The following is a 13736-nucleotide window of genomic DNA, read 5'->3' as shown; positions in this document are numbered from 1 at the left end:
TCGGTCTTGCCGTCCTTTTCGATGTGGGCGGTGACGCCCTGCCCCGGCTTGCGATCAAGCTTCTTGACCGTGGCCTTTTCGATGATCTTCATGCCTTGCTTGACGAAGCTCTTCTTCGCAAAGGCGCTGATTTCGGCGTCCTCCACCGGCAGGATCCGGTCCATCACCTCGACAACCGTGGTGTCGGCACCAAGGGTGTTGAAAAAGCTGGCAAATTCAATCCCGATGGCGCCCGATCCGATCACCAGCAGCTTCTTCGGCATGCGGCTGGCGACCAGCGCATGCTTGTAAGACCAGACCAGATCGCCGTCCGCCTCCAGCCCCGGCAAGTCACGTGCCCGTGCGCCGGTGGCAAGGACGATGGATTTCGCGGTCAGGGTTTCGGTGCCCTTGTCAGTCTTCACCGCGACGCTGCCCTTGGCGGGCAACGTGGCCGCACCCATGAAGACGGTGATTTTGTTTTTCTTCATCAGATGCGCAACGCCGCCCGCAAGCTGCTTGGCCACCCCGCGGGACCGGGCGACAACAGCCGGAAGATCGTAGGAAATGCCGGTGGCTGCCAGACCAAACTCTTTGGCACGGTGCATCAGATGGAACACTTCGGCCGAGCGCAGCATCGCCTTGGTCGGGATGCAGCCCCAGTTCAGGCAGATGCCGCCCAGATGCTCGCGTTCGACGATGGCGACAGACAGCCCCAGTTGGGCGGCCCGGATGGCGGCAACATAGCCGCCCGGTCCGGCGCCGATGACGATCAGGTCGAAGCTTTGGCTGGCCATGTTTTCCTCCCACGGAAAAAGTAGTTTGCCATTAAACTAATTTCTTCAGTCAAGCAACGCAGCCGCCGCCGGGGGCCTATGCACCCGGCGCATGGCTTTTCAGGCTTTGCACCAGCGCGCCATAGCCGCCGGTGTCAAGATAAGTCTGTTCGTCCGGCGAACTGATCCGCCCCAGCGCCGCATTGCGAGTTGGAAAGCGTCCGTATCGGCGGATCACTTCCTGATGCGCGCGCGCATGCAGCGCCATCTCTGGGTCAGAGGGCAGGCGTTCGGACAGGTATTGCACGGCAAGCACCTGATCTGCCGTGTCTTCGGAATGCTCGAACGGCATGTAAAAGAACTGGCGCTCCGGTTCTGGCGCGCCCATGTCCCAGCCCATCGCCATGGCTTTGCGCGCGGCGGCACGGGCGCGCGCATCAGTGGCAAACGACAGGGCCGACCCGCGGTGGATGTTGCGGGGAAACTGGTCAGTGACGATCAGGTAGGCAAGGGTGCCGACGGTGCCGTCCACCCAATGTTCCAGCCCGTCATCATGGGCTGCCTGCCAGACATCGGCAAACCTTTCGCGGCAAGCGGCATCAATCGCGTCACCGCCGGCATACCAGCCGTCGGGGCCGACCTCTTCCAGCCAGAAATCCAGAACTTCAACCGGATCTGCCATTGCTCGCACTCCTCATTTGTCCGCGAAGGGTGGCAGGCTTTGCGCGCGCCCGCAACCACGCAGCAGCTAGCCGCGCCCGCCCTGCCCGCGATCCAGAACCGCATCAACAGCCAGTGAAGACGCGGTTGGCGACAGGCTGGAAAAGCCGCCGGTGACCGCCGGGGCCGCACGTTGCGACATCCGCCACAGGGCATAGGTGCCAAGTGCAAGGAACAGGATCGCGATGAACAGGAAGAACCCGCCCGAGCCAAAGGTTTCCATCATCCAGCCGGTGATCAGCGGCCCGAAGATCGCGCCAAAGCCGTTCAGAAAGATCAAGCCGGCAGATGCGGCGGCCATGTCTTCGCGGTTCAGGAAGTCATTGGTGTAGGCAATCAGCAGGGCATAGACCGGGTTGGTGATGCCGCCCAGAAGCACCGCCGCGCCCAACAGGACCACGAAAGGCGGGTTGGCAAAGGCGGTAATCGCCATTGCCGCGGCGGCGATGAACGACAACCCCATGATCAGCTTGCGCCGGTCCATCCGGTCAGACGCCCAGCCGATCGGGTATTGCAACACCAAACCACCGACATACAGCGCACCGACAAACATCGAAATCTCGCGCACCGAAAGGTTGACCTGCGCGCCCCACACCGAGGCCATCCCGAACATTGCGGAAAACACCCCGCCCGTCAGCAGCATGCCCACGCAGCCCAAGGGCGAGATGCGGAACAACTCGCGAAAACTGAGCCTGCGGGTGCTTTCAAACGTCGGCGCAGGCGTCGCGGCCAGCAGGATCGGCATGAAGGCCAGCGACACCAGAACCGAAGGGATGATGAACAGCGCAAAGCCGCTGGTATCGGGCAGGTTCATCAGAACCTGGCTCGCGATGATCCCCAGCATCTGTACGATCATGTAGGCCGACAGCGCCTGACCACGCGTCTCGTTGGTTGCCGTGTTGTTCAGCCAGCTTTCGGCGGTGATGTAGATGCCGGAAAAGCAGAACCCCGCCAGAACGCGCAGCAAGGTCCAAGCCACCCAATCGGGGAACACCGGATAGATTACCAGAATCGCCGAAATCAGTGACCCAAGTGCCGCAAATACCCGCACGTGGCCGACGCGGCGGATCATCGCGGGCGCCCGCATTGATCCGAACAGGAACCCCACGAAATAGGCCGACATTACCACCGACAGCTGAAAGGTGCTGAACCCTTCGACATTGCCACGAATGCCCAAAAGCGTGCCCTGCACCCCGTTGCCAACCATCAACAGCATGACGCCAAGCAGCAGTGGCCAGGAATGGGCAAGAACTCTCAGCATGGTGGCTCCGGGAAACGGGGTGTTGCGTGACTGGCTAAGGCACGCCTCAGGGAACAAGAAGCGACGAATCGCCGTAAGAGAAGAACCGATATTCCTGCGCAATGGCATGGGCATAAATCCGGTCGATCCGGTCTTTGCCCATCAGGGCCGAAACCAGCATCATCAGGGTCGATTTCGGCAGGTGGAAGTTGGTCATCAGCGCGTCGGTCACGCGAAACCGGTAGCCGGGATAGATGAAGATATCGGTATCGCCCTGCCAGGGGTGCAGGGTACCACCCGTATCGGCAGCACTTTCGATCAGCCGCAGTGCCGTGGTGCCAACCGGTATGATCCGGCCCCCGGCAGCCCGGGTCGCGTTGATCTCGGCAGCGGCGGTGGCCGTCACCTGCCCCCATTCGGCGTGCATCTTGTGGGTGGTCACATCGTCCACCTTGACTGGCAGGAAGGTGCCGGCGCCGACATGCAGGGTCACTTCGGTGAAATCCACCCCCTTGGCCGCCAAGGCGCGCAGCAACGGCTGGTCAAAATGCAGCGATGCGGTGGGGGCTGCAACCGCCCCGGCGTGGCGGGCGAACACCGTCTGGTAATCGGTGCGGTCCTGATCATCTGCAGCCCGTTTGGCGGCAATGTAGGGTGGCAGCGGCATCGCCCCGGCGGCATTCAACGCGGCATCGAAGTCATCGCCTGTCAGGTTGAACTGCAGCGTCAGATCGGTCGCGGATTTGGCGGAGACGGTGGCAGAAAGGCGTTCGGAAAACCGGATCTCTTCGCCCTCGTTCACCTTGCGCAGCGGTTTGGCCAAGGCGCGCCAGCCGCCGGGTTGCGGGTCAAGCAGCGTGATCTCGATCTTGGCGGTGGCGTCGCCCCGCGTGCGCTGGCCAAACAGCCGCGCCGGAATTACCCGGGTGTTGTTCAGCACCAGCCGGTCGCCCGCGCGAAAGATATCCATCAGATCATAGACATGCCGGTCACTGATCGCATCACCCTCGGCCAGCAGCAGGCGCGCATGGGTGCGCGGGCGTGCAGGTCGGGTGGCGATCAGATGATCGGGCAGCGGAAAGTCGAAATCGGCAAGCTTCATCCGCCAGAGTCTTTCAGATTGGGTGGTGCCGCGCGAAAGATTTCGCGGAACATGCCAGGGGTCAGGATCGACAGCGGGTTCACCGCAACATCGGGATTATCCGCTGTGCCGGTCACGCGATAGTTGAAACCGAACAACCCCTCGCCCCGGCGCGAAAAGATCGCACCGATGCCATTGACCAGATAGATCGGCGAGATCACGCCCTGCAAGTCCAGCTTGGCGCCCTTGCTGACGTAAAGCCCGGCAAACGAGATGCCAAGCGAGGCGCCGACCGCCGAACCTTGGGTGATCTCCACCGCCTCGGGCGTCAGGATGAAATCCATTGCCCCGTTGTTGAAGGCCAACCCTTCACCGTTCATCTGTTCCAACAGCCCCACGACAGAGATCGCGCTGAGAAGTTCGGCAAGACCTGGCGCGTCCTGAATGCGCAGACGGCTAAAGGTAGCGCGGCCGTCGTAATGCCCCGGCGGGCCGCGCGGGGTCAGCGTCAGGTCAAGGTTGCCACCACGGCCTTTGTCGAACACCCCAGCGGCGGCCATCACCGTGCCCGCATTGTCCGACGTGATGCGGATCGCCGAGCCGCCGCGCGCCGGCACCACCGTGCCAACCACCGCCCCCTGCCCATTGACCGACGCCGCAAAGCGCCCGTTCAGGCCACCCGCCGGGCTGAACTCGCCCCGGAAATCGGTAAAACTGATGCCGTCCGACACGATCAGCCGATCCAGTTGCAGCGTCAGCGGCCCGCCGCCGCCCGGCGCGCCCAACCCCTTGTCAGACGAGGGCAGCTTGCGGATATCAAGGCTGCCGCCGGTAACTGCAATGTCGACATCTCGCCCCTTGCCACGCCCGGTCAGCACCACTTCGGCATCCAGCCAGTCACCGGCCTTGACCGAACTGAATCTGGCCTTGTCCAACCCGCCGCCTTCGACAGTCGAGATGCGGCCCGTGGCCTTCAGTCCGGGGGCAGCGATGGTCAGGCTCTCCACCTCGGGGCGCGGACCGAGACTGGCCTCAAGGTCAAGCGAGCCGCGCTTGTCTGCAGCCTTTGCCCAGCCAATCGGGTCCAGCCTCAGCGCTAGGCCGACCAGGTTTGAGGTAAGCGTCAGTCTTGGGGCCTGGCCTTTGCGCAGTGCCACGTCGATGGCGGCAGGCGCTTCACCCTTGATGCTGCCGGCCGGAAGCGCCACCCCAAGGTCTTGCAACGCGGTATCCGAAAGCATCACCGTCCCGTTGATCCGCGCGCGGCCTTTCTGTTCCGGGCCAAAGCCTTGCAGGTAAGTGATGTCCAGCGGCAGCTTGCCCAGCGTGCCTTTCCCCGCAAGCTGCAGCCCTTCGGTATCCACCTTCACCTCAACCAGCGGTGCCTTCAGCACCCGGCCCGGCACCAGAACGGTAGACGAAAAGTCGCGGATCGTGCCGGTGACGTCATAGGTGATCTCGGGAAAGGTCACGCGCGGCTTCAGCGGCAGGGTGATGCTGGCCAGCAGCCGCGCCTTGCCCTCGCCAAGGTTGACCGGCTGTTCAGCGCGCGACAGAAAGTTGAACGGTTCCTGATCCAGCAGCGACAGCACCGCTGTCAGGTCCGAAACCGTCGCCAGCGTTACCTTTGCCGTGGCGGGGCGCTTGGTGATGTCCTGCACCTGAAACACCGATCCATCGGCATCAACCCGCCCGCCTTCGGGCGCCAGCAGATGCCCCTGCTCCAGAAAAACGGTGTAGGTGTTGTTTTCCAGGGTGGAATGACCGGATCCGTCCAGGATCGGCGGCAAGGTCTTGACGAACCGCACCTTGGTGTCGGCGAATTCGTAACCCAGCGAAAAGCGCGGCGTCGCTCCGGGGGTCAGGCGCAGCGCGGCATCCACGTTGAACAGCGTACCCTGCCCGATATTGTCGGCAAACCAGGTGCGGGTTTTCGGCACCACTGACATCGGCCAGATCTTCAGCAGCCGGTCGGTGCCGATCCGGTCAAGGTTCACATCCACCGCGCCGTCCCAACCGCCTGACGCGGCGGTGATGGCCCCAGACATGACCAGCCGTTCGTCCGCCTCAACCAGCGTTAGCTGGCCAATCTCAAGTCGGAACGGATCAAGGTGCAGCCGCAGATCCAGCGCCCCTTGCGAAAAGCGGACCGGCTCAGAAAACAGACCTTCGGGGTCGATCTTTACCTCGGAGAAAGAAATCTGGCCCAGAAAAACTTCGGGCAGCTCGCCCGGTGCCAGCGGGCCGCCGGAGGGCCCCAGGAGATCGCTTTGCCCATTGGCCCGCAGCCGCAGCGACGGGCTTTCCACCGTCAACGCCGACAGCGTCAGGCGCGCGCTGGCCGGATCGAACGCCAGCGACATCGCGGCCCGCTCGAACGGGATCGGTCTTGCATCCTTGCCCGGTTCCAGCGTGCCCGCCGCCAGACCAAGCTCGGCCGTCAGCCCGGCCAGCTGTCCGTCTTCGCCAAGCGACCCGGCAAAGCGGCCCGAGATCGGCGCCCGCACAAAGCCAAGCCAGGCCAGCGGCGGTGCCAGCGCCGCGATATCGCCGGCGGCAACCTTGTCCACGGTCGCTGTCACCTTGGCCGACCCGCCAGCTTTGGCCGACACCACCGAAAACGTGGCCTGCGCCGGCTCGGCCCCCTGCAGCAGTGTCATGCTCAGTTCGGCAGCCACAGAATCGGCGCGGTTTTCCACGACCAGACGGCCATCGCCCACCTCCCACGATCGACCGGCGCGCGCATCACTCAGCGTCAGGGTCAGGCCATCGGCCTCGATCGTTTTCAACCCCGACAGGGTGGGGCTGGACAGCACCCGGTCGATGACATCCAGCACCTGACCAAAGCTTTGCGGCCCCGCACCGTTGCCGCCATCGCCAAGGCTCAGGTCCAGTTTGCCGTTTTCATCCCGGCGCACCGCCATTCGCGCACCGATCAGACGCAGCGAACTGGGGCGGATCTGCCCGGACAGCAGCGCCTGAGGATCGAATGTCACCTGGGCCTCGGGCAGGGTCAGAATCGCCCGCCCCGAGGCGCGGATCAGCCGGATATCGGCCAGCCTAAAGCCCGGCACAAATGCCCGGTCAACGCCAAACTCGACTTCGCCCACCGACAGGGCGGTTCCCAATGGCAGGCGCGTGCCGTCCAGACCGTCGTTCAACCGGGTTTCAAACTCGGCCACCAGCCAGACCGGCAGGCGCAGCGTCTTGCCGGTATAGGCCATGGTCAAAAAGCCGAACACCAGCGCCACAAACACCAGCGTCAAGATCAGCGTCAGGCTGAACCGCCGGTGCCGGCGTGGCGGCCGGTTGCGGCGCGGCCTGCCGGTCGCGGCCTTCGCCGCTGACACCGGTGTATCCCCCGAAATGTCTACGACCGGTGGTGGCGCCCCAGCGTCCTGCATGTCAGCCAGCGTATCCCAATGCCCTACCCCGACCCGTGTTCCGTCTGCTGCGGAAATCATTGCCGTCCTTGCCTTTATCTTTGCCTGAAGGCAACTAGAACGCATAGTGACATTCACCTGATAGCAAGGAGCCGCCCATGATCTCCGTCGGAACCGCCGCCCCCGATTTCACCCTTCCCCGCGACGGGGATACCATGATCACGCTGTCAGCCCTGCGCCCGGGCAAGGTTGTGCTGTACTTCTACCCCAAGGACGACACCCCCGGCTGCACGCTTGAGGCGCAGGATTTCACCGCGCGACTGGCCGATTTCACCGCCGCTAGCGCAACCGTCATCGGCGTGTCGAAAGACAGCCCGAAAAGCCACGACAAGTTCTGCAAGAAATACGGGCTGTCGATCGTGCTGGCCTCGGATGAGGGCGGGCACACCTGCGAAGACTACGGCGTCTGGCTGGAGAAAAGCATGTATGGCAAGACCTACCTCGGCGTTCAACGCACGACCGTTCTGATCGACGGCACCGGCAAGGTGGCGCGGGTCTGGGACAAGGTCAGCGTCAAGGGCCATGCCGATGAGGTGCTGGCAGCGGTCCGCGCGCTGTGACACCCTTGGCCGTGATGGCGGTGGAAGTACTGACCACCGCCGATGGCCGGGCAAAAGCCGCACTAGGCCGCCGCCATGCCGCCGCATGGTTTGCGGCACGCACCGCCGGCACTGCGCCAGAGGTGGGCCACGCCACCCCGCCAATGCAACCGGCACGGCCCGCGCGGCCTGCCCTGCTATCACCCCGCGACGTGCCGCGCCGCGGCCCCGGCAGCCCCGAGGGCCGGATCGCGCTGTTGCACGCGGTTGCCCATATCGAACTGAACGCGGTGGACCTGCACTGGGACATCATCGCCCGCTTTACCCACCACCCGATGCCGATGGGGTTCTATGACGACTGGGTCAAGGCCGCCGACGAAGAAGCCAAGCATTTCAACCTGCTCTGCGACTGTCTTGAAGCGATGGGCAGCCATTATGGCGCCTTGCCCGCGCATGCCGGCATGTGGCGCGCGGCCGAAGACACGGCGGAAGACCTGATGGGACGGCTGGCCGTGGTTCCGATGGTGCTGGAGGCGCGCGGGCTGGACGTGACGCCCGGCATGATCACGGTGTTCCGCAAGGCGGGCGACACCGGCGCACTGGCCGCGCTGGAGGTGATCTACGCCGAAGAGGTTGCCCATGTCGCCTATGGATCGAAGTGGTTCAACTGGCTTTGCGGGCGCGACGGCAGCGATCCAAAAGAGGTGTTCCACCGCCTTGTGCGCCGCTATTTCCACGGCGGACTGAAGCCGCCGTTCAACGTTGAAAAACGCGCCGAGGCCGGATTGCCGCCCGATTTCTACTGGCCTTTGGTCGATAAAGCCAACTAATCGGCGGTTTTTTGCCGATCCTGAAACGCGTTCGGGCGGAAACACCCCGGTGTTTGTCATAATTGTTGCGACGGTGAAATGGCATGGCTAATCAGGGACAGCTTCGACGCCCGCACCGAAAGGTCGGCTTGCCGGGGTGAAGTCGAAACCGAAAGCCGCGGAAAGGCAGAACCTACGGATGCCCATAACGTGTTGACACGCCTCGCCTATCGGATTCGCCATCAGCTGGAACGGTACTTCCCCGAACAGCGGCTGTTTCTGAAATCCGATACGGAAACCAGGTTCATCCGGCTTCGCCCGGGAACCCAGGTCGTTGCCGTTGTCGGCGGAACGCTTGCCTTGGCATGGACGATCGTGGCGACGGCACTGATCATGATGGACAGCATCGGTGCGGGTTCGGCACGCGAACAATCTGTGCGCCAGCAGGCGTTGTACGAAACCCGGCTGAATGCCCTGTCCTCAGACCGCGACCTGCGCGCCGAAGAGGCCGCACGCGCCCAGGAACGGTTCAATACCGCGCTTGAACAGGTGTCCGACATGCAGGAACGCCTGCTTGCCTCGGAAGACCGGCGGCGCGAACTGGAAACCGGCATCGACGTGATCCAGGACACCCTGCGCCGCACCATCAAGGAACGCGATGTCGCCCGGCTTGAGGTGGATCGCACCACATTGGCCCTGAACGAACAGGTCGGCGGGTCAACGGAACTGGGCCGCGTTGCCGATACCGTGGCGACGCTGGAAATCCTGACTGGCGCGCTGGGCGCCACCGCCGAAGAGCGCGATGAAGTCCTTGGGCAGGCCGAAGACGCCCGCGAGGAAACGCGCGAAATCGCTGCGGAAAAGCGCGATCTGGAACTGCGCAACGACGCGATCTTCGCCAAGCTTGAAGAAGCCGTCACCATCTCGATGGAACCGCTGGACAAGATGTTCCGCGAGGCAGGCATGTCCCCCGACGATCTGCTGAATGCCGTACGCGAAGGATATTCCGGCCAGGGCGGCCCGCTGACGCCGATTTCCGTATCAACCTCGGGTGGCAAACTGACCCCTGAAGAGGTCCGCGCCAATGTGATCCTCGGCGGGCTGGACCGGATGAACCTGTACCGCATTGCCGCCGACAAGACGCCCTTTGCAATGCCGGTGAAAGACAGCTTTCGCTGGACCTCGGGCTTTGGCTATCGCAAGGACCCTAAAGGCTATGGCAACCGGATGCACGAAGGCACCGACATGGCAGGCGCCGTCGGCACGGCGATTTACGCTACGGCAGACGGTGTTGTAAGCTATGCGGACTGGGACAATGGCTATGGTCGGCTGGTCAAGATTCAGCACGAGTTCGGGATCGAGACGCGCTACGGCCATCTGTCGCAGATCCGGGTGGATGTCGGACAAAGGGTATCGCGCGGCGACAGGATCGGTGATATGGGCAATTCAGGCCGGTCCACCGGCACGCATCTTCACTACGAGGTCCGTCTGAGCGGCACAGCCGTGAACCCGATGACCTTCATAAAGGCAGGGAAAAATGTTTTCTAAGAGCCGCATCAACGAGCCGGGCCCCAAGGCCGACGCTGACAAGCCAAAAGCCCCGGAGGCACCAATGACGAAACCGACGATGGACTTCACCCCCTCGGCCCCCAAGGGTAAGGCAACAGCATCGGTGCTGTCGTCGGATCTGACCGTGGTTGGCAATCTGCGCACCACCGGGGATATCCAGGTTGAAGGCACCGTCGAAGGCGACATCCGCGCGCATCTGCTGACCGTCGGCGAAAGCGCCACCATCCGTGGTGAGATCGTGGCCGATGACATCGTTGTCAACGGCCGGGTTATCGGCCGGGTGCGTGGTCTGAAAGTCCGCCTGACCTCGACCGCACGGGTCGAAGGCGACATCATCCACAAGACCATCGCCATCGAAAGTGGTGCGCATTTCGAAGGCTCGGTCCAGCGTCAGGAAGACCCGCTTGCCAATGGCCGCGTGACCACCGCGACCATGCCGCAAATGCGCACCGACACCCCCGGTTCGGCGGCTGGCGACGCTGGCTGACGCCGGACGTTGCAAGACTTGCACCCATTGCGGGCATCGGAGGACCCTCCGTTGCCCGTTTCCTTTTGTGCACCCGGCGACCGGCCCGCGATCCTTGCGGCAACAATCCTGGCCTCGTCGATGGGGTTCATCGACAGCTCAGTCACCTCGATCGCGATTCCGGCGATCCGCTCGGCACTGGACGCGTCTTTGGTCCAGGCACAATGGATCAACGCGGCCTACCTTCTGGCGCTGTCCTCGCTGGTACTGACCGGTGGGGCGATGGGCGACCGGTTCGGCACGTCCCGGGTGTTCGTGCTTGGCATCTGGATCTTCATCGCCGGGTCGATTGCCTGCACCTTTGCCTTTGACCCCAACCAGATGATTGCCGCACGCGCCGTCAAGGGTGTGGGTGCCGCGCTGATGGTGCCCGGGTCGATGGCAATCGTGTCGCGCGCCTACCCAAAGGCGGAACGTGGCAGGGCGCTCGGCCTCTGGGCCGCCGCCTCCACCGCCACCACGGCCTTTGGGCCGGTGCTGGGTGGCCTCTTGATCACCTGGGGGGGCGAGGCGGGCTGGCGGATGATCTTCGGGCTGAACCTGCCACTGGGCCTGCTGGCGATCTGGCTGATCCGGGGCCGGGTGACAGGCGATGCCGGGCAGCCGGGCGTGCGGGTCGATCTGATCGGTGCTGCGCTGGCATCGGCGGGCCTTGGCCTGATGGCCTATACGCTGACCACGGCGGGGCCGGCTTTCGGCATCGGCATCGCCGCCGTCGTGATGTTGGTGCTGTTCCTGTGGTGGGAGGCGCGGACCCCTGCCCCAATGATCCGCCTTGGCCTGTTTGCCAACCGGGGCTTTGCGGTGACCAACATGGTGACCTTTGCGCTGTATTTTGCGCTGAACGGGGTGATGTTTTACCTGCCGATGACCGCGATCTCGGCCTGGGGCGTGAACGCGATTGAGGTGACGGCAGCGTTCCTGCCGATCTCGCTGCTGATCGGGGGCATGTCAGCGCAAGCCGGGCGCTGGGCAGATCAATTCGGGCCGGGGCCACTGATGGCGGGCGGCTCGGCGCTGGTGGCGCTGGCCTATGGCGGGCTGGCGCTGGTGGCAACAGGCGGCGCATTCTGGACCCATGTGGTGCCGCTGATGGCGCTGGCGGGGGTTGGCCTTGGCCTGGTGGTGGCACCGTTGACCACAGCGGTGATGGCAGAAGCGACCGATGGCGAACAGGGGGCGGCTTCGGGCATCAACAACGCGGTGGCGCGGGTGGCAGGCCTGATCGCGGTGGCGGTTCTGGGCACCATCGCCGCTGCGGTTTACGGCCCGATCAGCCCGGGGACACCGGGATTTGGTCTGACCAATGCCGGGCAAGCGCATGTTCTGGCCACCGGCGCCGCCTTTGGCCGGGTGGCGGCGATTGGCGCGGTATTGGCGGCCTGCGCTGCCGGGCTGGCACTGTTGTCCGCGCGACGCGTCAGGTGATGGCGCGCCGGTAAAGGTGCCAACTGGCATGGCCCAGCACCGGCAGGGCCAGAAACAGCCCGAGGAACCACGGCAGCATGGCCACAAACAACACCGCCGCAATCAGCGCGCCCCAGCTCAGCATGACCCTCGGGTTTTCCTGTACCAGTGCCAGGCTGGTCAGCATCGCGGTGACGAAATCAACCTCGCGGTCCAGCAGCATCGGCAGGCTGACCACCGTCAGGCTGAACAGCAGCGTCGCGAAAACCGCGCCGACCACCGTGCCAACGGCCAGCATCATCATCCCCTCGGGCGTGGTAAAAACCGCCAGCGACGAGGTGATATTGGTCATCGTCGCCCGCCCCAGAAACAGCGCAAAGATCATGTGGGCAAGGAAGTTCCAGAACAGAAAGAACACCACGATCACCGCGGCGATCGACGGGATCTGCCGGTCCTTCTGCCGAAAGATCACCCCAAAGACTGCCGCCGGTGTCAGCGCCTCTCCCGCCTCCAATCGCCGGGAAATCTCGTAAAAGCCGCAGGCGATGAACGGCCCCAGAATGGGAAACCCCGCACTGGCAGGCAGTGTCCACCAGATCTGGCCTTGCGCGGTCATCGCCCAAAGGATCAGCCAGCCCCCCAGCACATAGACCCCGGCGAAAATCAGCCCCAGCGTCGGCGCACGACGAAAGTCCTGCCAGCCAAGGGCAAGGCTGGCCTTCAGATCACTCAGATCAACCTCGTTGATCTCGGGGACAGCGGGGCGGGGCGTTGCGGACATGACCAAAGGTTAGGCACCACGGCGCGGATCAGGCAAGGCCGATCCGTCAGGGCAAGAAAGAAAACACGATCAGGGCGCTGTCATCGCTGCCGGGCGACAGGTGCAAAACCACCAGGCGGCCATCCCCGGTCCAGAGGTAGCGGCTCTGCCCCGGATCGTCCGGTGTAGCGTGGCGCGCTGCCGCCTTCCAGACCGGTCCCGCCTCGCCTTGCAGATCAAAGGCCAGGATGATCGGCGCCGCCGCATAGCCGCTGACCTGCAGCACCGCAAGGCGCCGGCCATCGGGCGACAGCACCGGATCGTAGAATTCCAGATCGTAGAACCGGTCGTCGGCCTCGTTCGCATCCCGGACAATCACGCGCGTTGCATCCGTGCCCTTCTGCCACAGCCCGACCTGCGCCGGGGTTCCATCGCCTGACCGGCTTGCCGCGGCCAACAATTCGCCCTGCCGCCAGAGGAGATCCCGGTCAAAGAGGTGATCGTAAAGCCATTGCCCATCAGGGATCAATTCAGCCCCGCCGATCTGCCCGTCACTGTACCGCAAAGAGATGATGGCAGGCGGATCGTCCGACCGGAAGTCGGTCAGGTCAAGGCTGACCTGATCTTCCTGAAACACAAGTCGGTTCTCGCGGAACGCCGAAAACATGGCCGCTGGGACGTAGCCCGTCGCGTCGCTGAGCTGCGCGCCGGTGGCGTCGAAGATCCGGATCGTGATCTCGCCCGGATCATCGGTCTTAGCCGTTGCCAGCGCGGCGCTCTCTGCCTCGGTCGGTCGCAGAGCAGCCAGCAGGATCTGCCCGTCGGGCGAAAAGGTCGTGGCAAGGAAACCCGCGTCTTGCGCCTGCAGCACGGTCTTCCCGATCACC

General features: G+C 63.9%; 12 protein-coding genes. 5 read left to right on the top strand and 7 right to left on the bottom strand.

What is annotated here, in order from left to right:
- From RMO18_RS17085 to RMO18_RS17065, 5 genes are all read right to left on the bottom strand, one after another.
- Window positions 1–776 (bottom strand): FAD-dependent oxidoreductase (locus RMO18_RS17085; RefSeq protein ID WP_309667527.1); only part of this gene is annotated, 776 nt, incomplete at its 3' end.
- A gap of 76 nt (window positions 777–852) precedes the next feature.
- The gene (locus RMO18_RS17080) at window positions 853–1437 is read right to left on the bottom strand and encodes a DUF924 family protein (RefSeq protein ID WP_309667526.1); all 585 of its coding nucleotides are present in this window, start codon (window positions 1435–1437) and stop codon (window positions 853–855) included.
- Between the two features lie 66 nt (window positions 1438–1503).
- A complete protein-coding gene (locus RMO18_RS17075; RefSeq protein WP_309667525.1) occupies window positions 1504–2736 on the bottom strand; it encodes an MFS transporter in 1233 nt (410 codons plus the stop codon).
- 46 nt (window positions 2737–2782) lie between these two features.
- Complete coding sequence (gene queA / locus RMO18_RS17070) at window positions 2783–3817, bottom strand: tRNA preQ1(34) S-adenosylmethionine ribosyltransferase-isomerase QueA (RefSeq protein WP_309667523.1); 1035 nt, start codon at window positions 3815–3817, stop codon at window positions 2783–2785.
- Complete coding sequence (locus RMO18_RS17065) at window positions 3814–7260, bottom strand: DUF3971 domain-containing protein (protein WP_309667521.1); 3447 nt, start codon at window positions 7258–7260, stop codon at window positions 3814–3816. The genes queA and RMO18_RS17065 overlap by 4 nt, the downstream gene beginning before the upstream one ends.
- A 77-nt stretch (window positions 7261–7337) precedes the next feature.
- Between RMO18_RS17065 and RMO18_RS17060 the strand changes: the two genes are divergently transcribed.
- The 5 genes from RMO18_RS17060 to RMO18_RS17040 all read left to right on the top strand — a co-directional run bounded on the left by RMO18_RS17060 (window position 7338) and on the right by RMO18_RS17040 (window position 12110).
- On the top strand, window positions 7338–7799 hold the full coding sequence (locus RMO18_RS17060) for a peroxiredoxin (protein ID WP_309667519.1): 462 nt from the start codon (window positions 7338–7340) through the stop codon (window positions 7797–7799).
- A gap of 14 nt (window positions 7800–7813) precedes the next feature.
- Window positions 7814–8608 carry a ferritin-like domain-containing protein gene (locus tag RMO18_RS17055; protein ID WP_309667530.1) on the top strand — a complete coding sequence of 265 codons (795 nt, stop codon included), beginning with the start codon at window positions 7814–7816 and terminating at the stop codon, window positions 8606–8608.
- 189 nt (window positions 8609–8797) lie between these two features.
- Complete coding sequence (locus RMO18_RS17050) at window positions 8798–10135, top strand: DUF5930 domain-containing protein (protein ID WP_309667528.1); 1338 nt, start codon at window positions 8798–8800, stop codon at window positions 10133–10135.
- Window positions 10125–10643 carry a polymer-forming cytoskeletal protein gene (locus RMO18_RS17045; protein ID WP_309667518.1) on the top strand — a complete coding sequence of 173 codons (519 nt, stop codon included), beginning with the start codon at window positions 10125–10127 and terminating at the stop codon, window positions 10641–10643. The genes RMO18_RS17050 and RMO18_RS17045 overlap by 11 nt, the downstream gene beginning before the upstream one ends.
- A gap of 51 nt (window positions 10644–10694) precedes the next feature.
- On the top strand, window positions 10695–12110 hold the full coding sequence (locus RMO18_RS17040; protein WP_309667516.1) for an MFS transporter: 1416 nt from the start codon (window positions 10695–10697) through the stop codon (window positions 12108–12110).
- Here the strand turns inward: RMO18_RS17040 and RMO18_RS17035 are convergent.
- Together RMO18_RS17035 and RMO18_RS17030 are read right to left on the bottom strand one after the other, a co-directional pair.
- Window positions 12103–12870 carry a DUF2189 domain-containing protein gene (locus RMO18_RS17035; RefSeq protein WP_309667514.1) on the bottom strand — a complete coding sequence of 256 codons (768 nt, stop codon included), beginning with the start codon at window positions 12868–12870 and terminating at the stop codon, window positions 12103–12105. The genes RMO18_RS17040 and RMO18_RS17035 overlap by 8 nt on opposite strands.
- 46 nt (window positions 12871–12916) lie before the next feature.
- A partial coding sequence (locus tag RMO18_RS17030; protein WP_309667512.1) for a hypothetical protein occupies window positions 12917–13736 on the bottom strand: 820 nt, incomplete at its 5' end.

It is taken from the genome of Tabrizicola sp. (assembly GCF_031377265.1).
Taxonomy (GTDB): Bacteria; Pseudomonadota; Alphaproteobacteria; order Rhodobacterales; family Rhodobacteraceae; genus JAUYQR01.
This window is presented reverse-complemented; position numbering and strand designations above follow the sequence as displayed.